The organism is Vibrio profundum, assembly GCF_050337555.1.
GTDB classification, from domain to species: Bacteria; Pseudomonadota; Gammaproteobacteria; order Enterobacterales; family Vibrionaceae; genus Vibrio; species Vibrio profundum.
Genome location: NZ_JAKJTA010000004.1, coordinates 45590 through 64285, shown reverse-complemented (window position 1 = coordinate 64285; position 18696 = coordinate 45590). Strand labels below are relative to the sequence as shown.

Annotated in this window: 18 protein-coding genes; 7 read left to right on the top strand and 11 right to left on the bottom strand. The window is 44.4% G+C overall.

All coding sequences use genetic code 11. The features are described from left to right. Positions 1-14 precede the first annotated feature (14 nt). Entirely contained in the window at positions 15-428 is a 414-nt protein-coding gene (gene arfB, locus L4C34_RS02830; RefSeq protein WP_428787838.1) for an alternative ribosome rescue aminoacyl-tRNA hydrolase ArfB, read from the top strand. A 125-nt stretch (positions 429-553) separates the two neighbouring features. On the opposite strand, the gene L4C34_RS02825 is transcribed toward arfB, so the two are convergent. The 3 genes from L4C34_RS02825 to L4C34_RS02815 form a co-directional block, all read right to left on the bottom strand. Further along, the gene (locus L4C34_RS02825; RefSeq protein ID WP_428787837.1) at positions 554-1831 is read right to left on the bottom strand and encodes an LssY C-terminal domain-containing protein; all 1278 of its coding nucleotides are present in this window, start codon (positions 1829-1831) and stop codon (positions 554-556) included. Positions 1832-1849: 18 nt separating this feature from the next. Further along, positions 1850-2578 (bottom strand): glycosyltransferase family 2 protein, encoded by a 729-nt coding sequence (locus L4C34_RS02820; RefSeq protein ID WP_428787836.1) that lies wholly within the window; start codon positions 2576-2578, stop codon positions 1850-1852. A 564-nt stretch (positions 2579-3142) separates the two neighbouring features. After that, positions 3143-4912, bottom strand: coding sequence for a methyl-accepting chemotaxis protein (locus L4C34_RS02815; RefSeq protein WP_428787835.1), 1770 nt, complete (start codon positions 4910-4912; stop codon positions 3143-3145). A 302-nt stretch (positions 4913-5214) separates the two neighbouring features. On the opposite strand from L4C34_RS02815, the gene ylqF reads away from it, so the two are divergent. After that, positions 5215-6150, top strand: a complete 936-nt coding sequence (gene ylqF, locus L4C34_RS02810; RefSeq protein ID WP_428787834.1) for a ribosome biogenesis GTPase YlqF — start codon at positions 5215-5217, stop codon at positions 6148-6150. 66 nt (positions 6151-6216) lie between these two features. On the opposite strand, the gene iolG is transcribed toward ylqF, so the two are convergent. Further along, positions 6217-7200, bottom strand: coding sequence for an inositol 2-dehydrogenase (gene iolG, locus L4C34_RS02805; RefSeq protein WP_428787833.1), 984 nt, complete (start codon positions 7198-7200; stop codon positions 6217-6219). A gap of 62 nt (positions 7201-7262) precedes the next feature. Further along, a complete protein-coding gene (iolB, locus tag L4C34_RS02800; RefSeq protein ID WP_428787832.1) occupies positions 7263-8105 on the bottom strand; it encodes a 5-deoxy-glucuronate isomerase in 843 nt (280 codons plus the stop codon). A 687-nt stretch (positions 8106-8792) separates the two neighbouring features. On the opposite strand from iolB, the gene L4C34_RS02795 reads away from it, so the two are divergent. Both L4C34_RS02795 and L4C34_RS02790 read left to right on the top strand, forming a co-directional pair. Next, complete coding sequence (locus L4C34_RS02795) at positions 8793-9527, top strand: substrate-binding periplasmic protein (RefSeq protein WP_428787831.1); 735 nt, start codon at positions 8793-8795, stop codon at positions 9525-9527. Beyond that, positions 9518-9766: an IS1/IS1595 family N-terminal zinc-binding domain-containing protein gene (locus L4C34_RS02790; protein ID WP_428788128.1), complete on the top strand. Its 249-nt coding sequence runs from the start codon at positions 9518-9520 to the stop codon at positions 9764-9766. Before L4C34_RS02795 ends, L4C34_RS02790 begins: the two co-directional genes overlap by 10 nt. Here the strand turns inward: L4C34_RS02790 and L4C34_RS02785 are convergent. The 3 genes from L4C34_RS02785 to L4C34_RS02775 form a co-directional block, all read right to left on the bottom strand. After that, positions 9649-10059 (bottom strand): hypothetical protein, encoded by a 411-nt coding sequence (locus L4C34_RS02785; protein ID WP_428787830.1) that lies wholly within the window; start codon positions 10057-10059, stop codon positions 9649-9651. The two genes, L4C34_RS02790 and L4C34_RS02785, sit on opposite strands and share 118 nt — an antisense overlap. 76 nt (positions 10060-10135) lie before the next feature. Further along, positions 10136-11014, bottom strand: a complete 879-nt coding sequence (locus L4C34_RS02780) for a MurR/RpiR family transcriptional regulator (RefSeq protein ID WP_428787829.1) — start codon at positions 11012-11014, stop codon at positions 10136-10138. A gap of 173 nt (positions 11015-11187) precedes the next feature. Then, entirely contained in the window at positions 11188-12366 is a 1179-nt protein-coding gene (locus tag L4C34_RS02775; RefSeq protein ID WP_428787828.1) for a Gfo/Idh/MocA family protein, read from the bottom strand. Positions 12367-12921: 555 nt separating this feature from the next. Here L4C34_RS02775 and L4C34_RS02770 point away from each other — a divergent pair. Beyond that, a complete protein-coding gene (locus L4C34_RS02770) occupies positions 12922-14379 on the top strand; it encodes a sugar porter family MFS transporter (protein ID WP_428787827.1) in 1458 nt (485 codons plus the stop codon). A gap of 66 nt (positions 14380-14445) precedes the next feature. On the opposite strand, the gene L4C34_RS02765 is transcribed toward L4C34_RS02770, so the two are convergent. Together L4C34_RS02765 and L4C34_RS02760 are read right to left on the bottom strand one after the other, a co-directional pair. Continuing rightward, on the bottom strand, positions 14446-14901 hold the full coding sequence (locus L4C34_RS02765) for a GNAT family N-acetyltransferase (protein ID WP_428787826.1): 456 nt from the start codon (positions 14899-14901) through the stop codon (positions 14446-14448). Positions 14902-14905: 4 nt separating this feature from the next. Then, positions 14906-15454: a GNAT family N-acetyltransferase gene (locus L4C34_RS02760; protein ID WP_428787825.1), complete on the bottom strand. Its 549-nt coding sequence runs from the start codon at positions 15452-15454 to the stop codon at positions 14906-14908. Between the two features lie 133 nt (positions 15455-15587). On the opposite strand from L4C34_RS02760, the gene L4C34_RS02755 reads away from it, so the two are divergent. Next, on the top strand, positions 15588-16118 hold the full coding sequence (locus L4C34_RS02755; RefSeq protein ID WP_428787824.1) for an RNA-binding S4 domain-containing protein: 531 nt from the start codon (positions 15588-15590) through the stop codon (positions 16116-16118). 63 nt (positions 16119-16181) lie between these two features. On the opposite strand, the gene L4C34_RS02750 is transcribed toward L4C34_RS02755, so the two are convergent. After that, entirely contained in the window at positions 16182-16961 is a 780-nt protein-coding gene (locus L4C34_RS02750) for a substrate-binding periplasmic protein (protein ID WP_428787823.1), read from the bottom strand. A gap of 197 nt (positions 16962-17158) precedes the next feature. Here L4C34_RS02750 and exaC point away from each other — a divergent pair, with 197 nt between their 5' ends. Next, positions 17159-18679 (top strand): acetaldehyde dehydrogenase ExaC, encoded by a 1521-nt coding sequence (exaC, locus tag L4C34_RS02745; RefSeq protein ID WP_428787822.1) that lies wholly within the window; start codon positions 17159-17161, stop codon positions 18677-18679. The last annotated feature ends 17 nt before the right edge of the window (positions 18680-18696 follow it).

Genomic DNA, 18696 nt, shown 5'->3' with positions numbered 1-18696 from the left:
CAACGCCACCCAGTATGCTGAAAATATCCAACACTGTCACTCTACAAACTTGGGAGATCCAACTGACCGCAATTCGCTCTCAAGGCGCTGGTGGGCAAAACGTTAATAAAGTCTCTTCTGCCATTCATTTGCAATTTAGTATCCCCCATTCCACTCTACCTGACTTCTACAAACAAAGGTTATTGGCATTAAACGACAGCAGGATATCTAAGGAGGGCGTTATCACGATAAAAGCGCAGCAATATCGTACTCAAGAGCAAAATAAAGAAGATGCACTCAATCGTTTAGCTGAGCTCATCAGAGCGGCCACTGTAGTGCAAAAGACGCGTCGCGAGACCAAACCGACACGGGGCTCCAAAGAACGCCGGTTAAAAGCGAAGAGCGTTCGGTCTAGTACTAAATCGCTGCGCGGTAAATACAGGGACTAAAGAGCCACTCCAAGCAAACCCTGAAACCACAAATCCAATGTGGCATGATACTAAGTGGAGTGACATTCAGTGGAATCGTTCTCAGTGAATTGGCTCTAAGTAAATTAGCTCTAAGCGAAACAATACTAAATTAACGTTGTGGGTGTCACGTTGGTCTGAATCACCAAAATGCGTCCGTCACTGTAATAATCATGTGCTGCATCTAGCGCCGTTGGAGATGTTAAACGTTGGTATATCACGGTTTGAGACGGTATTGCCATCATCATTTGCTGAGCCAATTTGTCTCGTTGTACGTCGACATTTGGTTCAATACTGTGTAGTACGGTTACAATTCCAGAATATAGGGTCATTTTCAACCCATTATCATAGCTCAACGCACCCACCCAAAATGGCTGTTGAGTAGTAGGGTCTACCCCGCCTTTCCACCACCGAATATGATTACGTTTCATCAAATCTCCAGGAAGTTGAAAAGCCATATCTTGTGGTACACCATTCCAAAATAAGTCGGATACTGGCGGCGTGCGATTCTGCATCAGTTTAATATAGCCAGAAGGTTCAATGTCATTGCGGGAAAACGTTTCGTTTTCAATCCAGCCGAGCGAGTTCATCAGATCCCGTGGCGATTGGCCAAAATAAATCACATTCACCGCTTGAGCAGAAAATATTGGCGACTTCCCCGGATACGCCTTAAAATTCACATTGTTAACACTCATTACCTGAGTAGGCGCGGGCTTCTTGGCCAAAAAATCATCAGAGAAATAAAAGAAATGCGCATAATTTACATAACACATCGATAATAAAGCGATAACCGTAAACTTGGTAAACATGAATCGCCACTTGAGCCGCTTGCCAATGAGAAAAAATATAATGCTTACTGCCAAAGCAATCAATGTCGCTTGGTGTTCAATCAAGATCGCTTTACTCTCAGCAATGAAAGGTAAATTATCGATGCCATAAGAGATGGCGTATCCCCACATAACAAACTGTCCGATTCCAAGAACTAGGCCGATGGTCGAATAGAAAGTAAATCGCCCCCATGTAGTTTTATTTGTTCCTGCAATAAAGGGAACAACCCAAGCGATAGGCCCGAGTAATCGAGCAAACGCGAGAACATAATTGCCTTTTTTCGCCACTAAATATCGACATCGAGCAATAGGGCGACGAGTTTTAGGGCACCATCTCATTAATTTTCTTTGCGCAGGAACCCCAAATTTACGACCAATGAAGTAGCTTGATTGATCCCCAATAAAGCCTCCTAATAATACGGCAACCAAACCTAGCCAAATCCCCTGATGAAGCTGGTACCCTGCCGCAATAAAGAAAGGCTCTCCAGGAACAAATAAGTTGGGGCCAATCAACGCATCTAGCAAAGCCCCAAAAAACAAGCTAATCCCTTCAAACATCACAATTACCTCCGATCATTACTGTTCTTTATAATGATCAAATTCGTAATTCATTTCGTTGTTGCGCATTTCCCCAAAGACCATGCGGCGTAGATTCGCTTTAAGGTAGGTTCCACCCATCTTAAAAATGCCATCTTGATCTAATCGGCGTGGGTCAAAACCAAATGTTAGTTTGAGGAGGCGGAAGCGCCATGTGCTGCTTGCTCTTTTTACATAGTCACAGTCTTCGCAAAGAACGATCTCTTCATCGAAGCCATCGATTTGTTTATGAACTCGCTTGGTGGAAAAGACACACGCGCCAACAGCGGTTGGAAAAACAAATTGCGTCATAAACAATCCCATATTGAATAAGCCATAACCTAACTTATGTACAACGGGAAGATCCTTCGCTCCCATATAAACACCAGCGACTTCTAGCTTCTTCGCTTCCAGTTGGCTGATGGCGTTAGCAAGAAAGTTAGCTTCAAGCCTGACATCCGCATCCAAGAAAAGTAAGCGTTCGTGCTTCGCTAATGAAGCACCCGTATTCCTACCAAGGCTTACCCCTCGTGTATCCATTTTATGGACAGTCAACTCTGGAAGTACCTTCTTATAGGCTGCGGCAACTTCTCTTGTGGAGTCTTCGCTATTTGAATCGACAAGAATCACTTCAAAATCGCGGTGAGTTTGTTCGCCTAAATCCTCCATCAAGCGCCCGATACGTTTCTCTTCGTTTAAGCTGATAACAATAATGCTTATTGGTCCCATAATCTTTACCCTGTTCGTTAGTTTCATGTTCGAAAAGAAGATTACATCGATAGGGGTGAATGACTCATGAGAGGGTTGTTCAATTTTCATTCATAAACATAAGTGAGATAAATGAGCCTTCTACCAAGTCAGGCTTATTAATCTGATATTCTATGCGAAATGGTCCTTTTCATGGGATTACGAAGAAGCAACGACGGCGTTGTTATTAAGAGAATAAGTTGGTTGTGGTATTACTAATGCTTTGTTCGTAAATTTACTAATAGGTGGGATATCGCAACTCTCCATTATCTATTGATATAGAAATCAAAAAGATCCAAAGTATAGATAATATACGGATAGTCTGGGCTAATGTATCTGAGTCGTGTTCTTGTCTAGATTTGGTGCTCTCTACTGCCCCTCTTTCAAATTCACTAAAGTGCACTTGTTCACATCGGCGCTAGTGGAAATTTTTAGGCTCCCCTTTTGAATGCAAACGCAGCTACTTTAACCAAAGTGGGCAGTTCTCTTTTGATAGATCCAATTTAAGCTGACACCATTAAGACCTATCCATTAGATGAGTCTATTTCAAGTTTTGTTAGTTTGAAATTCAGCGACGGCGGTATCCATATCTTTCGATTGAGCAGAAACTGCATCCACTTCAGTAAGACACTGCTGCGCCGAGTGCATATTATTTTCTGATATCGTATTGAGCTCCGTGATTGAGTCACTCACCTGATTCATCACAATACCTTGTTCTTCAATCGCGGCAGCAATGCGCTCGGAATTGGTTTGGATATTGCCCATATCGTCAATAATCTGGCTGAGGCTCTGATCCAAGGTTTGCGACGCTGTCAGCGTTTGTTGCCCTTGATCATTACACTTATCGATATTGACCACGACCTCAGACATTTGATTCTGTATCGCCGATACCACTTTAGTAATATCTTCGGTCGATTGGTGGGTTCGACTCGCTAGCGCGCGAACTTCATCGGCAACAACGGCGAAGCCTCGCCCTTGCTCACCAGCTCGCGCAGCTTCAATCGCAGCATTAAGTGCCAATAGATTCGTTTGTTCCGCGATTTCTTGAATAATCGTTACCGCGCCACCGATTTTTGCAACATGCTCGTTGAGAGACGAGATTGAAGTTTGACTTTCACTCAGAATACTTGATAGTTCATCAACGTTTTTCACTGTCGACTCTACAACCTGCCTACCCTCTTGCGCATTATTTGATGCTTGCTGAACCCCTTCAACCGCAACGGCGGTACTTTCAGATATCTCGTTAATAGTCGATACCATTTCCTGAACTGCGGTCGCCATAGAAGTCGTGTGATTCGCTTGTACATTAAATTGCTCAATCACCCCTTCCAATTCATTGTGCATATTACCGGTACTGTTCGACAATTGAGTTGATTTGTCTTGGGTGCTTGAAATAAGGGTTTCCAACTTTTCTAAAAGTCGATTGAAGTACTTAGCAATCGACACTAGCTCGTTTTTCCCTTTCAGATTGGCACGCATGCTGACATTATTAGTTCTAGAAATATCTTGAATAACAGTGAGTAACGAGTCGACTTGACTATTAATAGAACGAGAAATCTGATAAATAAGTATTACTATTAAAAGTATAACTACCAATGTTACCCCTTGCTTTATGGTAGACAATCGAGATTCTTCAGATACAACCTGTTCATTGAGCGCAGCGGAAAAAGAGTTAAATTGCTCTTCGACAGCATGAGAAAGCGCCCGAGTTGCCCCCAGCGCACCTTCGTTATATTTTAATCCTATTACTTTTTTCTGGCTTACCAAATCATTCGCGGCGGCTAACGTGGCACCAGAACTTGACGAAGGTAATAGTGATTTATCTACCTGACCTTGTTCGACTTTTTCTGTAAACTCAAACAGTTTTAACAATTGCGCATTGCTTAAACCCGATTCAAGAGAGTTAACACTCGAATAATAACGACCAGCCAAACTTTGATCTTTCTTCAACCCATGCTTTTCATATGCCGCCACTAGCGATTGAAAGCCTTTTTGATAACTTAGAATGTCACTCTTCAGTTGATCACTGGGCGGCAGGCTGTTACGGACCAAAATAGAAGATAGCTCATCGACCAAAGAAACGAATGTCGACATATTTTTATCAAATTTGGCGAGATACTTGGTATCCTTACGTAATAGAAAATCTTTTTCATTACGTCGCAGGTTCAACAAACGAATTTCAAGCTGTGCAACTAAGTTACTCGCTTGATGAAGCTCATCAGTCGTTCGCGAGAATTGAGTGGTAGTCGCAACAACCGCGACAACACCAAATATCGCTATAGCGCCTAAAGAATACAGCTTGTTCTTAATATTCATAGAACCAACAAAGTTACAGATACACCATCTAGTTATGGATATAGAACGAAATTCTGTCAATGTTTCGGCACATCGGCAATTGGTGCATGAACGGCGCAGGATGTATCTCTTCCCTTCTTTATATGTGTTCGAATAGGGTCAACGACCGTCTTCCTCAGCTGATTCACTGACTCTAGGACTAAAAATTGAAGCAGTGCCTTTTTACATGTGCAGCGTTCCCTTAAAGATAACGTCCATCAAACGCTTTACTCTGTTTGATTTACCCTTACAATGAGCGAAAATTTACAATCAAGGTTATTACCATGTCTATCCAATGGTTTCCGGGCCACATGCATAAGGCTCGCAAAGAAATTGAAGAAGTGATCCCACAAGTCGATGTGATTATCGAAGTGTTGGACGCCAGAATCCCATTCAGCAGTGAGAACCCGCTAATCTCTCACCTGCGCAAAGACAAACCTTGTGTAAAAGTATTGAACAAGCGCGACCTTGCCGATCCTGCAGCGACTGAGCAATGGATTGAGCACTTTGAGAAAGAAAAACACGTCAAAGCAATTGCTATCACCACGTCTATTCAACAAGAAGTGCATCAGATTATGGAGCTTTGCCGCAAGCTCGCTCCGCACCGTGAGAACATTGGAAAAAATATTCGCACCATGATCATGGGCATCCCAAACGTGGGCAAGTCAACCATCATCAACGTGATCGCAGGCAAGACCATTGCAGTAACAGGCAACCAACCTGCCGTTACCCGCCGTCAGCAGCGGATCAACTTGCAAAATGGCATCGTACTTTCTGATACCCCAGGAATCTTATGGCCAAAAGTAGAAAACCCGCACAGTGGTTTTCGACTAGCAGCAACGGGCGCAGTGAAAGATACTGCCATGGAATACGACGAAGTGGCCTTTTATACCGTTGAGTATCTTGCGCAGCAATACCCTGAAAAGTTAAAAGATCGCTATCAGGTCGAAGAGCTACCAGACACCGACATTGAGTTAATGGAAGCCATTGGCCGTAAACGAGGTGCGCTCCGCTCAGGTGGACGAGTTGATTTGCACAAAGCATCAGAAATTTTGCTTCACGAGCTTCGCGCGGGAACTTTAGGCCAAGTAACCTTAGAGCTACCTGAAATGATCACTGAAGAATTGATTGAAGTAGAGCTAAACGCTGCAAAGAAAGCCGAAGAACAAGCCAAGAAGAAAGAAGAACGCCGCAAACGCTACCTTAAAAATAAACGCTAATCGCGACGAACTTTAGGTAGGGGTACCCGTTCTCGGATACCCTTACCTATCAATATAATCCCTAGTTTACAACTGAACCGTTTGCCCTGTTCTCAGCGACTCTAAAGCGGCATCAGCCAAGCGCAGAGCATACTCTCCATCTTTACCGTTACAAGCGGATTCAGCGCCGTTTAAGACCTCGACAAAGTGTTGCCACTCGGCGATATACGCCTCTTTATAACGCTCTAAGAAGAAGTGCATCGGTTTTGCCGCATGTTGCCCACTTTCGGTCCATTGGCTCACCAAGTTTTCCTGACGGTTACCCGCCTGCAACATCCCTAACTCGCCATGCAGTTCGATTCTTTGGTCGTATCCGTAGCCTGAGCGGCGGCTATTTTGGATTGTCGCCATCGCGCCGGATGGGAAATGCAGCACCAGCACTGCAGTATCAATATCACCCGCTTTAGCAATGGTCTCATCGACTAAGCAACTACCATGCGCTGATACTGAGACAGGATCTTCACCTAGAATAAATCGAGCCATATCTAAATCATGAATGGTCATATCGCGGAACATACCACCTGACACCTTTACATAATCGGCATGTGGAGGCTCGGGGTCACGAGAGGTAATGGTTAAGGTGGCTGGCGCACCGATAACACCTTGCTCTAGCTTATTCTTTAGCTGGCGAAATTGGGGATCGTAACGGCGATTGAATCCCACTAAGAATGGCACTTCTTGACGGTCAACCACGGCAAGGCAATCACGCACTCGGCTCAGTTCTAGATCAATCGGCTTCTCGCAGAAAATGGCTTTGCCTGCTAACGCCGCCAGTTCAATCAGATTAGCGTGGGTATCTGTTGCAGAGCAAATACAAACCGCGTTAATGGAATCATCTTGCAGCACTTCTTCAACCGTCTGGCGCTTCGCATGGTATTGTTCGCAAATCAAATTCGCGTTGCCGTCAAATGGGTCGACAACGGCGCTCAGTGTGGTTTCTGGGTGGCTAGCAATATTAGCGGCATGCACTTGGCCGATTCTTCCTGCACCAATTAAAGCAATATTAAACATGTCGAGTTCCTTTATAAATATTATTCATTATTGGAAAAAACGTTGGATACTTGTCGTTTAGGTTACTGGTCGTTTAAGTAACCTGATTCTTTGTCTTGTGCGTAATTAGAGGTGTTAATCCATTCGTGATCTTTTTCCCACTTAAACAACCACTTCCTAGTGGGGCCAGCCATGACATTAAGGTAATAGCTGTTGTAACCCGCTAACGTTGCCACTGGGTGGTAGCCCTTCGGCACCATAACCACATCCTTGTTATATACGGCCATGCATTCGTCTAATTCACGGTCGTCGGTATACACCCTTTGCATACAAAAGCCTTGTTCTGGGTTAAGGCGGTGGTAATACGTTTCTTCAAGGTAGGTTTCATTCGGCTCTGCATCTTGGTCGTGCTTATGGCTTGGGTAAGAGCTAGTGCAACCTTCATCGGTGTACACTTCCACCACTAACAAGCTGTCTGCCGGTTTATCGTCGGGCAAAATGTTGTGCACATAACGCTGGTTATTCCCCTTACCGCGATGCTCAGCCTCGATGTCATTTGGAGTAATCAAGCGAGTGGGATAGCGGCCTTCACTCGGCGCTTCGCACACAGCCAATTCCAATTGAGTGTTGGCCACTACATTAATTTCTTCCTCAGGTGCAACATAAACCGCATAAGGTTTTTTCTTCTCGAATGGCGACATACGCTCGCCGATGTTTTCAAAATTTGCCGAGGGCGTTGAAATGCTGGCTTTACCCGCAACCAAAACCAAACACAACTCTCTGTCTGCCGAATTCAATTGCAACGATTCACCAGCAGACAATTCATACACTTTAAAGCCGACGTATTGCCAACCAGCGTTTTCAGGCGTAATAGCTTGAACCAATCCACTTTCTTTTGGAGAGTATTTAGACAACAAATAAGACATAGCAACGAGCTCCATGCTCAAAACGAATACCGTGGCCATCATCCTATTTTAATGGAATATTTATTTCATCAAGAATAACTGGTGAAATTTTTGTTTTGTGCGCTAACTAACAGTCAGTGGTTGGACCAAGATGTTGTAACTACAGGTAGTCAGAAAGCTCGAGCTTGTATCGAGGTCTGTTTGACTCACCTCCCCAAATACATGTAACTTCATGGCTTAATTCGGAATTTTACGCAAGCCTTGACGATAAAAGCAGGTTACCTGGACATGAATATTCTGCCCAATTATCGACTAGGACGACAAGTATGATTTTGTAAATTACCTAGCGTTCTGGTTTTTAGCACCAGCGAGTGTATCAAGATCAGCTTCATCGTAATCGAAGAAGAACCGAACAATACCGACACTTTTTACTTCCCTTCTAATGAGAATCGGTGCACAGCTGCAGGCATTACATTTGCGAGAGCATGCAGTTATGAGAAGGACACCAATCTGCGAGATAGTGATGAGTATCTCGTGCATCGTTGATAAGAACCCATGGGAGAATAGAATCATGATTCGGTTGAAGTACTCGACTTTTCAGTTCTTTACACCATTCGTAAGTAATCCGTAAGAAAAGGTCATCGAGTGTTGAGGTTTCTCACGTTAGCTATACTGGAGTAATGCAGTCTCTATAGGTTCGAATAAACAATGACCTTAACTAAATATGCGGCTTTTTTCTTTATCTCCTTTTTAGGCGTGATGGCTAATGCAGGAGACTATACTTTGAAAACCGCTGAAATTCCGCCCTATAGCAGTAAAAACGAAGCGTCAAGTGGCCTTATTTTGGATTTAATCGAAGAAATGTTTAAACGCGCTAAGCTAGATTTAGATGTTGAGTTCCATCCATGGGCACGAAGTCAAAAAATTGTAATTCAAGCAAAACAAGAACAAAAACTTCTGGCATCTCCCCTTACACGAACGCCGGAACGCGAGCCCCACTACGACTGGATTATCCCTCTTTACCAATATCAATTACAGTTTGTTACTAACGATATAACAATTCCTATTAAGAGCTTGGAATCTCTAAGAAAAATTTCGAGTATCTGTGTACTTAGAGAAACCCCCGCGGAGTACAAGCTAAAGAGCTTGGGGTTTACAAATATTCATAATATGGTGAATGAAGTAAAATGTATGAAAATGCTGAATTTAAAGCGCGTACAAGCGGTCTTGGTTCATGGCAGGATAATGGGCAACTATAATTACCGGATAATTGGCGCTAATCCAGAGGAACTAATCTACGGCTACAATTCCGGGGCCAACACTATATATCTGGGCAGCACCAAAGGCGTGATGCCTATCTCGGATAAAATTAAGCTTGAAGCGGCATTGCAGAGTATTAAATCTGATGGTACTTATGACAAAATAATTAGTAGATACCTTTAGCTGTTAATGTCGTTTTTTGTTCTCAGACTTACTCTGTCCAAAAACACGGACAGCACCCGAGAGGTATCCAGAGGTACCGTTGTTTAGAATGTAAACGGTGCTTCCTCCTCAATTACACTGCTTATGAAGCCTTGTTGTCGGCCAATGTCTCAACACAAGCTTCACAGGCTTCATCACAATCAAAGAAAAATTGCATGAAACCATCACTTTTTATACCCTTTTCTATTGCGAACTTTTGAATTTCTTTTGAGAAAACATAACAAAACAAAATACAGTTATGCTCATGCATCCAGTCGGTGATGTAGCTGATGTGCTCCCAAGAGTCCAAAGACGCCATATTCCAGCTTTGAACATCAATTAGGGCCACCCAAGGCTCAGAAATATTCCGTTCAGAGGCGAGAATGAGCGACTTTAGTTCTTCAAACCATTGTTCTGCGGTTTCTTTATTTGTAGAACCGTCCACTTTAGATCTGAAAATCTGGTTTTCAAAACACATGGTCCAGCTACCATGTGCTCTCATTCCGTCGGCCATATACGGTACCCTATCCAATATTTACTAATTTAAGTATATACCCAAGTGATTTAAACACGCGGTATACCGTACAGATTCAACCTTCCTGATAACACATCAAGCTCACTGCCAATGTTTGCGCCAAATACATCGAGCTGCTGAGGGAGCGAAACCCCATAATTTCGCCTTCTTGTACCTCAAAGCACACTTCATACTTATCACCAATATCCGTCATTTGATTATCAGTAATAGCAACAATCGGCACATCACTCTGATACGCATATCCAACGAGATCCGTGGTTTCAGTGGCGTATGGACTAAACGTGACACACAGCAACACATCCTTACGAGTCATCCGCTTCGCCATTGCTTGCAACATACCACCATGATCGTCGAGCAAAACGACGTTGGTCTCCGACTTCATCAACGCGTACCATAAATAAAACGATATTGGGTAAGCCCGCCCCATACCTTGGATATATATGGTTTCCGCAGAATCTAGCAATGCGATCGCTCTATCCAGTTTTTCCGGCGACACCGCGACCTGAAGCTGTTCTATTGCTTCTATATTCGCATGCCCGAAATCATGAAAAATGGTCATTGGCGACCCCGAGCCAATTCCTTCTTGATCACGGGCTTGCTTGACTCGCTCTTTGTAGTCTCTCGGTCGATTCAGGTATTGATCGCGAAATAAGGCCTGCATCTGACTAAAGCCCGAAAAGCCTAACGATTTCGAGAACCGGCTGAGCGTCGAGAGCGGCACGTTTGCTTGTTCAGCAAGAGTAGCCATCGTTTCCACCGCGACTAACATCGGCTGAGCCATGACAAAATCGGCGACCTGTTGCAAGCGCTGACTAAAGCCATCATAACGTTTCACGACCTTATCTCGCAGGGTATCTAAGTCTGCAGGGACCACATCAAACGGGCTATCTTTCACCGTAACCTTCTGTTGTTCATCTAAATAGCTGTAAATCATACCGTAATGCTCTGAGGCTGTGTATATCACAGGGGAAATTAGTGGTGTAAGGAATCAATGTAATGAGGTAAGGCCTTCCCTTACCTCATTGAATGTACGCAATCAGCCAATAGAATGTTTCTATTGGAAACTCACCGCTGAAGCACGTATCTGTTATTCAGTTAGAAATAGTATCACGACTTATAATCAACCCAAGCCGCTTTTTGATCTGCGGATTCAACGCATTTCTCACACAAACGCACACCTTCGATACCTGCATCCACATCTGGGTACCATAGGCTTGATAGCGCTTGTTGGTCGTCATTATCCGCGGCTTTAAACGCCAAGGCGAAACGATGGTAAAGATTCGCCCACGATTCAAAATACCCTTCTGCATGCCCACCCGACACTCGATTGGATGCGACACCGTCTACTTCGTTGTAGAGATAATCCATTCCTCGATCCAGAATGCGTGGCGGCTCACCCTGAATTTCATATTTCAGTTGATTAGGGTGCTCATCCCACCATTCAATGGAAGCCTTTTCACCGACAATTCGAATTTTTTGTTGATGCATGGCTCCCGCGTTCACGGCTGACGCCCACAAAGTACCGACCGCTCCGCCTTCAAACTCCATCATCACATGCGCGTTATCTTCTAGAGGCTCTCGAGATGAAATAAAGCTCTGCCTCATGCACGCCAAGCGCTTAACTTGAAGTCCAGTCATCATCTCACAGAGATAGTAAACGTGCGTACCGATGTCTCCCAACACGTAAGTTGGCCCCGAAACCTCTGGGCTTACACGCCATTTAAGGCCGGGGCTATTTTTTTCGTGTTCGACGTTGTGAAAACCATGCGCAAAAGTCATGTTCACCACTCGAATTTCTCCCAAGTCACCGCGCTGCACCATTTCACGAGCCTGCTGGACCATTGGAAAACCAGAATAGCCATACATCACTCCCAATACTCGGTTATGCTTAGCGGCAATCCTTTTTAGCTCTTGTGCTTGCTCAGTGGTAAAAGTGATCGGCTTTTCACACACAACATGTAAGTTGGCCTCAAGGGCAGCTTTACAGATTTCATAGTGCGTTGAATTCGGCGTGGCTATTGAAACCGCTTGAATCCCGTCTGCTCGCTTAGCTTCCTCGGCGAACATATCTTTATACGTTGCATAGCATCGTTCCGCGTCCAGCTTTAAATTCGCGCCAAACTCTTTACCGCGCTCTACATCCAAATCAAACGATCCCGCAACCAACTGAAACAGTCCATCGCGCTGCGCCGCGTTGCGGTGAGAGTAACCAATTTGGCTGCCACGCCCCCCGCCAACCATTGCCCATCGAATTGGTTGTTCAAAACGCTTCTCTTCATTAAACATGATTTTTCTATCCCCTCCAAATGCATCACTACAAAAATTCAATATTCCTATGCCCAGCCGAGATTAAGCAAACTTTGTCTTAATTTGAGGATTACCATAACCAAACAAAAATAAAATGAAAAATATTTTTCATAAAAACAAGAACCAAACCCAGTTGTTCAAAAAACACGCCAGCCCAATAGGCACTAAGTCTTAACGTGTAATTTGACCATTATCACAACAAAACACAACCCAATGTTTTTAAAGCAAAAAATAACAAACAAGGCATGATGTCTGAAATATTATTTACAATTTGAAGGAGATAACACTTCTTCGAGAAACGACAAAATCAGACTATCCGGATGCACTTCAAGCCTTTAGGATGAAAACACAAAATGAAAAATAATTATCAAACACAACATATAGGCGCAGTGAAAGCACGCTATGCAAACTGTAACTGCACCTCAATCACCAAACCTGCTGAAGTGCTCATATATGGGTAGTTCATGTGATCAATTCATATAGAAATACGTATGAGCAGCAGTAGCGTGGTCATCAATAAAAAGGAGTCAATACATGTCATCGGGCAATCCGGCGGAAACGAATCAAAGGAATTTACGCTATATCATCAAGATTTGCTGCGTCGCAGCGCTAGGGGGAATTTTATTCGGTTACGATACTGCCGTTATTTCTGGGGCAATTGATCCAATTACTCGCTACTTCCACCTTTCTTCAGCAGAAAAAGGCTGGGCTGTATCCAGTGTCGTACTGGGCAGTATCATCGGAGCCGTCAGTGCTGGGTGGTTTTCATCAAAATACGGCCGGCGCACAACGCTATTCATCGCTGCCATCTTATTCTCTATTTCCGCTGTCGGAGCTGCCCTTGCCACCACTTTTACCTTCTACATTTGGCTACGTATCGTCGGTGGAGTTGCTGTTGGTCTCGCTGCTGTAGTATCGCCGATGTATATGTCTGAGGTCGCCCCGAGAGAGTTCCGTGGCAGAGCAGTCAGTATGTTTCAACAGTCCATCGTTGTTGGGCAAACTGTCGTGTTTTATGTCAACTTTGTGATAGCAAAAGGTATGACGGAAATGTGGCTACAAGATCTTGGTTGGCGCTGGATGCTAGGCTCAGAAATTATTCCTGCACTTTTGTTCGGCGTACTGTTGTTTACTATTCCAGAGTCGCCACGTTGGTTAGTACTCAAAGGTAAAACCAAGCGAGCACATGAAATCCTCGCAAAGATCTCTGATGCAAACCATGCCCATACTGTCATCGCCGAAATCGAAAATTCTCTTGATGAAAGTCGAGGATCCGACGTAAAACAAGCCAGCCTGAAATCTCCTCTCATGCTGTCTATTGTGGCCATCGGCACCTTCATTGCAGCCGCTCAACAATTTACAGGCATCAACGTGGTGATGTACTACACTCCCGACATCTTAAAACCTATAGTCGGCGGAACACAGAACGCCCTATTCCAAACCACGTTCATCGGTGTCGTGTTTGTGATGGGGAACTTCTTAGGGATGTACCTAATCGACAAAGTCGGTCGTCTACCTCTGATGAAATGGGGTACGCTGGGATGCGCTGTCAGCATGAGCTATGTGGGTTTCGTAATGTACAATCACTCAACGGGCTATTCAGCCATGTTCGCTTTATGCCTATATGTCGTCTCATTCGCTACGTCTTGGGGCTGCGTATGTTGGACAATGATCGCCGAAATATTTCCAAACAGCATTCGCTCTCGCGCCATGGCGATCGCAGTCGGCGCGCAGTGGTTTGCAGGATTCATCGTCACACAATCTTTCCCAATGCTACACAGCAACGCGTTTCTCAAAGAGCATTTCCACGGCGCGTTTAGCTTTTGGCTATTTGCTGCCTTCTCGATGGCCTGCATGTACTTCGTGATCAAGTATGTACCGGAAACCAAGGGCGTGGCGCTGGAAGACATGGAGCGAGTGATGGCTGAAAAACTCGGCAAACGTCTGCCTTCCCCTTCAGCCAAACCTCAAGTTGAGAACGTATCGGTGTAACGCTTATCAGCATGACCAAGCGAGCGAAGATCCCGCTCGCTTTTTTCTACTGCCTTTATCCACTGACTATAGATGAAGCTTCATTCCTTGATGACTTGCGTTAAAGCCAAGCCGCTGATAAAAACGCATTGCCTCAGGACGCTGCTTATCTGTCGTAAGTTGTATCAAAGAGCAGCCTTTTTCCTTGGCTAAGACTATCGCACGTTCGAGCATCTCATTTCCCAGCCCCATACCACGGCACTCAGGATGAATACGAACCCCTTCAACCGTACATCGCCAGCTCCCAATATGAGTCAAATAGGGTGTTAAAGTTAATTGCAACATGCCTACGATTCTTTCTTTAACAACGGCGATAAGTAAATGGTTATTGGCATCCATCATTATCGCTTCAAACGCATCAATATAGCGCTGATTTAATGGCTGAGACACATCTTCACGTTGTTTGCCTAGGCTATCGTCAGCAAGTAAGTGCACCAGTTGCTCTAAGTCGCTTCTTTTTGCTTCTCTAAAATAAGCCGTCATATGATTACCCATTTTCCGAGGCACGAGTAAGCGCGTTCCATTCGCTTCTGAGCACACCATATTTTACTGAGTCATAGTAGTCACCATTGAAATAGCGCACCTTACGTAATCGGGCTTCCTGTTGAAACCCAAGCTTCTGCGCGCAAGCCATCATTTGTGGATTCCCTGACCAAGTTGTTAGCCCTACTCGATCAATTTCAAGTAATTGAAACAAATGATCGACCCAAAGTATTAACGCTTTTCGGGCGATACCACGCCCCCAATAACTCGAATCATAAATCACGACACCCGCCTCCAGCCAACGAGTGGACTCACACTCCCAGTAATAACTCACCGAGCCGACTGGCTGACCATCCAAAACTATCAACTGAGTTTTTACTCCTTGGCACAAACGAGTAAACGAACCAGCTTCGAACTCTGTCAACGTTGGCGTTAAGTATGGAAAATACGGCCCATTAAACTCTGTCCATGTTTCATCACAGGTCACCAAATGATAAATTTTTTCTAGTTCCTCTACCTTTGCTGCTCTTAAGCTAACACCACCACCATGCATACTATTTCTTCCCTATTCCATGTTCGGGCAAACCAAAGTCCCGTTATCGCAAGCAACACGTCATTAATGTTGCTTTCCAGCCACCGCATTTAATATTACACTTGCGCCAAGTTAAAGAAATGCGACAGATAAAATGAATGAATACGACGGTGACATTGATCACCAAGAAGAAGTCGAAATAGAAGCAATTGGTATTGAAGTTTCCTCTCAACCGATTGAACTGTACAAGGTTATGAAGATTGCTAATTTAGTCGGTGGTGGAGGCGAAGCCAAGCACGCGATCGCCGAAGGCTATGTGGCAGTTAACGGTGAATTAGAAGATCGCAAACGCCGAAAAATGTACGATGGCGACTTTTTTGAGTTTAATCAGGAATACTATGTCGTGCTCTGCGATGCGCCAGTGACAGAACCTGCTGACAAACCGGAAAAACCTGTCAAAGAAAAATCTAAGAAAGCTAATTCTGAGAAAACTACTCCGAAGAAAGCTACTCCTCAGCAAACTAAGGCTGAACCTACTAAAGCTGAAAAAACTAAAAAGCCGCACCAGCAAGCTGATAAGAAGCCAAAGAAAGCCAAATCTCCAACTAAGGCTAAAAAAGAGAAAGAAACGAAAGCACCAACTCGTGACGAAACGAGTGGACGTAACTCTATCGAATTCTTTTAATCTTTGTTATTTCGTTTCTCACAAATGGCCGTACTCTAACGCACGTTGCTAAATTATAACAAGCTAACGTAGACGGCCTTTTAAACCATACTCCGATAAAATCTCTCTGTATTGCTTTGAATCTAAGAACTGATTTAACGCCTTATTAAGCTCTGGGAGTTTCTCTACCAGCGGTGATTTTTTCGATACCATCACGTGCATTGCAAACGGGTCGAAATGAACTTCGGTCTGCACAATTTTATCCTGAAGCCCCAGTTCTTTTATCTGATAATCGGCGACGATGTTACCGCCAATATAAATATCCGCACGCTTTAACGCCACAAATTGAATCGCAGCGCCAATCCCATTCAAAAATGTTGTTTTCACTCCTTCTGGCACAAAGTGCTTTTTATACCAACCATTACCCAAATACGTTACGACCGTGAGATTGTTCGTTGCAACATCTTTTGGCTGTTTAATTTGGTTGATAAGCTCCAGCTTGTCGTGATCGGGGTGAGTATAAACGCTATTGTAAATATCATAGACTGCGCGCTCAGAAGCAATGGAATATTGACCGCGTTCCTCTGTAGGCACAGTAATCATAAAATCTATGTAGCCAATCGAGACATAACTTTGGCAGCGCTTCCACGGTAAAAGTACATACTCCACTTGCCAACCGAGCTTTTTCTCAAATAAAGCACGGACCACATCGATGAACACGCCTACAGGCTCGCCACTTTCAGCTATAGAATGAACAGGAGGCCAAGGATCAAAACAAAAAGAAACTTTTGACTCGGCATTGGCATAACCCGTCATAAACCATAAAAGCAAAATTGTAAGAGTAAGCTTTTTCCTCATATCCATACCCTACTTCCCTTTATTTAAAGGTATACGCATTTTCACCAAATTGGCAATTTCCGAGCCAAATACACCGACTTCTTCTTTCTTAATTTTCTTTTTAATTCTGAGACATAGTCAACTTGATGCCCATTAGCACTCAGCGTAGTCTTGAGGTCTTTTCAGAAACACCTCCATTCATCTATATCACCAAAGGGAAAGCTATGATTTATACACAGCCTAACTCCGCAGATTCCATCATCACATTCAAGCCTCATTACGATAACTTTATCGGTGGTGAGTGGGTTAAGCCGAGAAATGGAGAGTATTTCGCCAACACGTCCCCCGTAAACGGCGAGCGCTACTGTAAAGTCCCACGTTCAACACAAGAAGATATAGATTTAGCATTGGATGCAGCGCATCAAGTGCGCGAGTCGTGGGCAGCAACATGCGTCACTGAGCGCGCCAATACCCTACTAAATATCGCCAGTCGCCTTGAAGAGAATCTTGAATACCTTGCCCTCGCTGAAACATGGGAAAATGGCAAGCCGATTCGTGAAACCATGGCGGCAGACATTCCACTCGCTATTGACCATTTCCGCTATTTTGCTGGCTGTATTCGAGCTCAAGAAGGCACCGCTGCTGAAATCGACCAAAATACGGCCAGCTATCATTTTCCAGAACCCGTTGGTGTTGTGGGGCAGATCATCCCTTGGAATTTCCCGATCCTCATGGCAGCATGGAAACTCGCTCCAGCGCTGGCAGCGGGCTGCTGCGTAGTGCTAAAACCCGCGGAGCAAACTCCCACGTCGATTTTAGTCTTGATGGAGTTAATTGAGGACCTTATCCCTGCTGGCGTCATTAACGTTGTGAACGGATTTGGCAGCGAAGCGGGCCAAGCATTGGCGACCAGCGATCGCATCGCTAAATTAGCCTTTACAGGCTCAACAGAAGTTGGCCAACACATTCTTAAATGTGCAGCAGACAACCTGATCCCATCGACGGTTGAGCTTGGCGGCAAGTCACCGAATATCTATTTCCCCGACATCTTCAACCATGAAGACGAATACCTAGATAAATGTGTTGAAGGGATCTTACTCGCATTTTTCAACCAAGGGGAAGTGTGCACTTGCCCATCACGCGTCCTTATTCACGAATCTATCTATGACAAATTCATTGCTAAAGTCGTCGAACGCGCAAAAACCATCAAACAGGGTAATCCGCTCAATACTGACACTCAGGTGGGTGCGCAAGTTTCAAGCGAGCAGTTCGACAAGATCCTAAGCTATATCGAAGTCGGTAAAAATGAAGGCGCAGAAGTGCTACTCGGAGGGGAAGCTAAATCGCTATCGGGTGATTTAAATGATGGCTATTACATCCAGCCAACCATGCTCAAAGGCCACAACAAGATGCGAGTGTTCCAAGAAGAAATCTTTGGTCCTGTTATCGCCATTACAACCTTCAAAGATGAGGCAGAAGCGCTAGAAATTGCTAATGACACTGAGTTTGGGTTGGGTGCTGGCGTGTGGACTCGAGACACCAACCTCGCCTACAGGATGGGACGCAAGATTGAAGCGGGTCGTATTTGGATCAACTGTTACCACGCCTACCCAGCTCATGCTGCGTTCGGTGGTTACAAAAAATCTGGTATTGGCCGAGAAACTCATAAAATGATGCTCGACCACTACCAAAATACCAAAAACCTACTGGTTAGCTACGACACCAACCCACTGGGCTTTTTCTAACCCAGATTGCGCTTTCT

What these genes read in the sequence shown, in the direction of transcription:
- L4C34_RS02775 (WP_428787828.1), bottom strand. Translation starts at nt 12,366, where the DNA reads ATGTTTAATGAAGAGAAGCGTTTTGAACAACCAATTCGATGGGCAATG.
- L4C34_RS02770 (WP_428787827.1), top strand. Translation starts at nt 12,922, where the DNA reads ATGTCATCGGGCAATCCGGCGGAAACGAATCAAAGGAATTTACGCTAT.
- exaC (WP_428787822.1), top strand. Translation starts at nt 17,159, where the DNA reads ATGATTTATACACAGCCTAACTCCGCAGATTCCATCATCACATTCAAG.
- L4C34_RS02820 (WP_428787836.1), bottom strand. Translation starts at nt 2,578, where the DNA reads ATGGGACCAATAAGCATTATTGTTATCAGCTTAAACGAAGAGAAACGT.
- L4C34_RS02750 (WP_428787823.1), bottom strand. Translation starts at nt 16,961, where the DNA reads ATGGATATGAGGAAAAAGCTTACTCTTACAATTTTGCTTTTATGGTTT.
- L4C34_RS02785 (WP_428787830.1), bottom strand. Translation starts at nt 10,059, where the DNA reads ATGGCCGACGGAATGAGAGCACATGGTAGCTGGACCATGTGTTTTGAA.
- L4C34_RS02815 (WP_428787835.1), bottom strand. Translation starts at nt 4,912, where the DNA reads ATGAATATTAAGAACAAGCTGTATTCTTTAGGCGCTATAGCGATATTT.
- L4C34_RS02760 (WP_428787825.1), bottom strand. Translation starts at nt 15,454, where the DNA reads ATGCATGGTGGTGGTGTTAGCTTAAGAGCAGCAAAGGTAGAGGAACTA.
- ylqF (WP_428787834.1), top strand. Translation starts at nt 5,215, where the DNA reads ATGTCTATCCAATGGTTTCCGGGCCACATGCATAAGGCTCGCAAAGAA.
- L4C34_RS02780 (WP_428787829.1), bottom strand. Translation starts at nt 11,014, where the DNA reads ATGATTTACAGCTATTTAGATGAACAACAGAAGGTTACGGTGAAAGAT.
- L4C34_RS02825 (WP_428787837.1), bottom strand. Translation starts at nt 1,831, where the DNA reads ATGTTTGAAGGGATTAGCTTGTTTTTTGGGGCTTTGCTAGATGCGTTG.
- iolB (WP_428787832.1), bottom strand. Translation starts at nt 8,105, where the DNA reads ATGTCTTATTTGTTGTCTAAATACTCTCCAAAAGAAAGTGGATTGGTT.
- iolG (WP_428787833.1), bottom strand. Translation starts at nt 7,200, where the DNA reads ATGTTTAATATTGCTTTAATTGGTGCAGGAAGAATCGGCCAAGTGCAT.
- L4C34_RS02765 (WP_428787826.1), bottom strand. Translation starts at nt 14,901, where the DNA reads ATGACGGCTTATTTTAGAGAAGCAAAAAGAAGCGACTTAGAGCAACTG.
- L4C34_RS02795 (WP_428787831.1), top strand. Translation starts at nt 8,793, where the DNA reads ATGACCTTAACTAAATATGCGGCTTTTTTCTTTATCTCCTTTTTAGGC.
- arfB (WP_428787838.1), top strand. Translation starts at nt 15, where the DNA reads ATGCTGAAAATATCCAACACTGTCACTCTACAAACTTGGGAGATCCAA.
- L4C34_RS02755 (WP_428787824.1), top strand. Translation starts at nt 15,588, where the DNA reads ATGAATGAATACGACGGTGACATTGATCACCAAGAAGAAGTCGAAATA.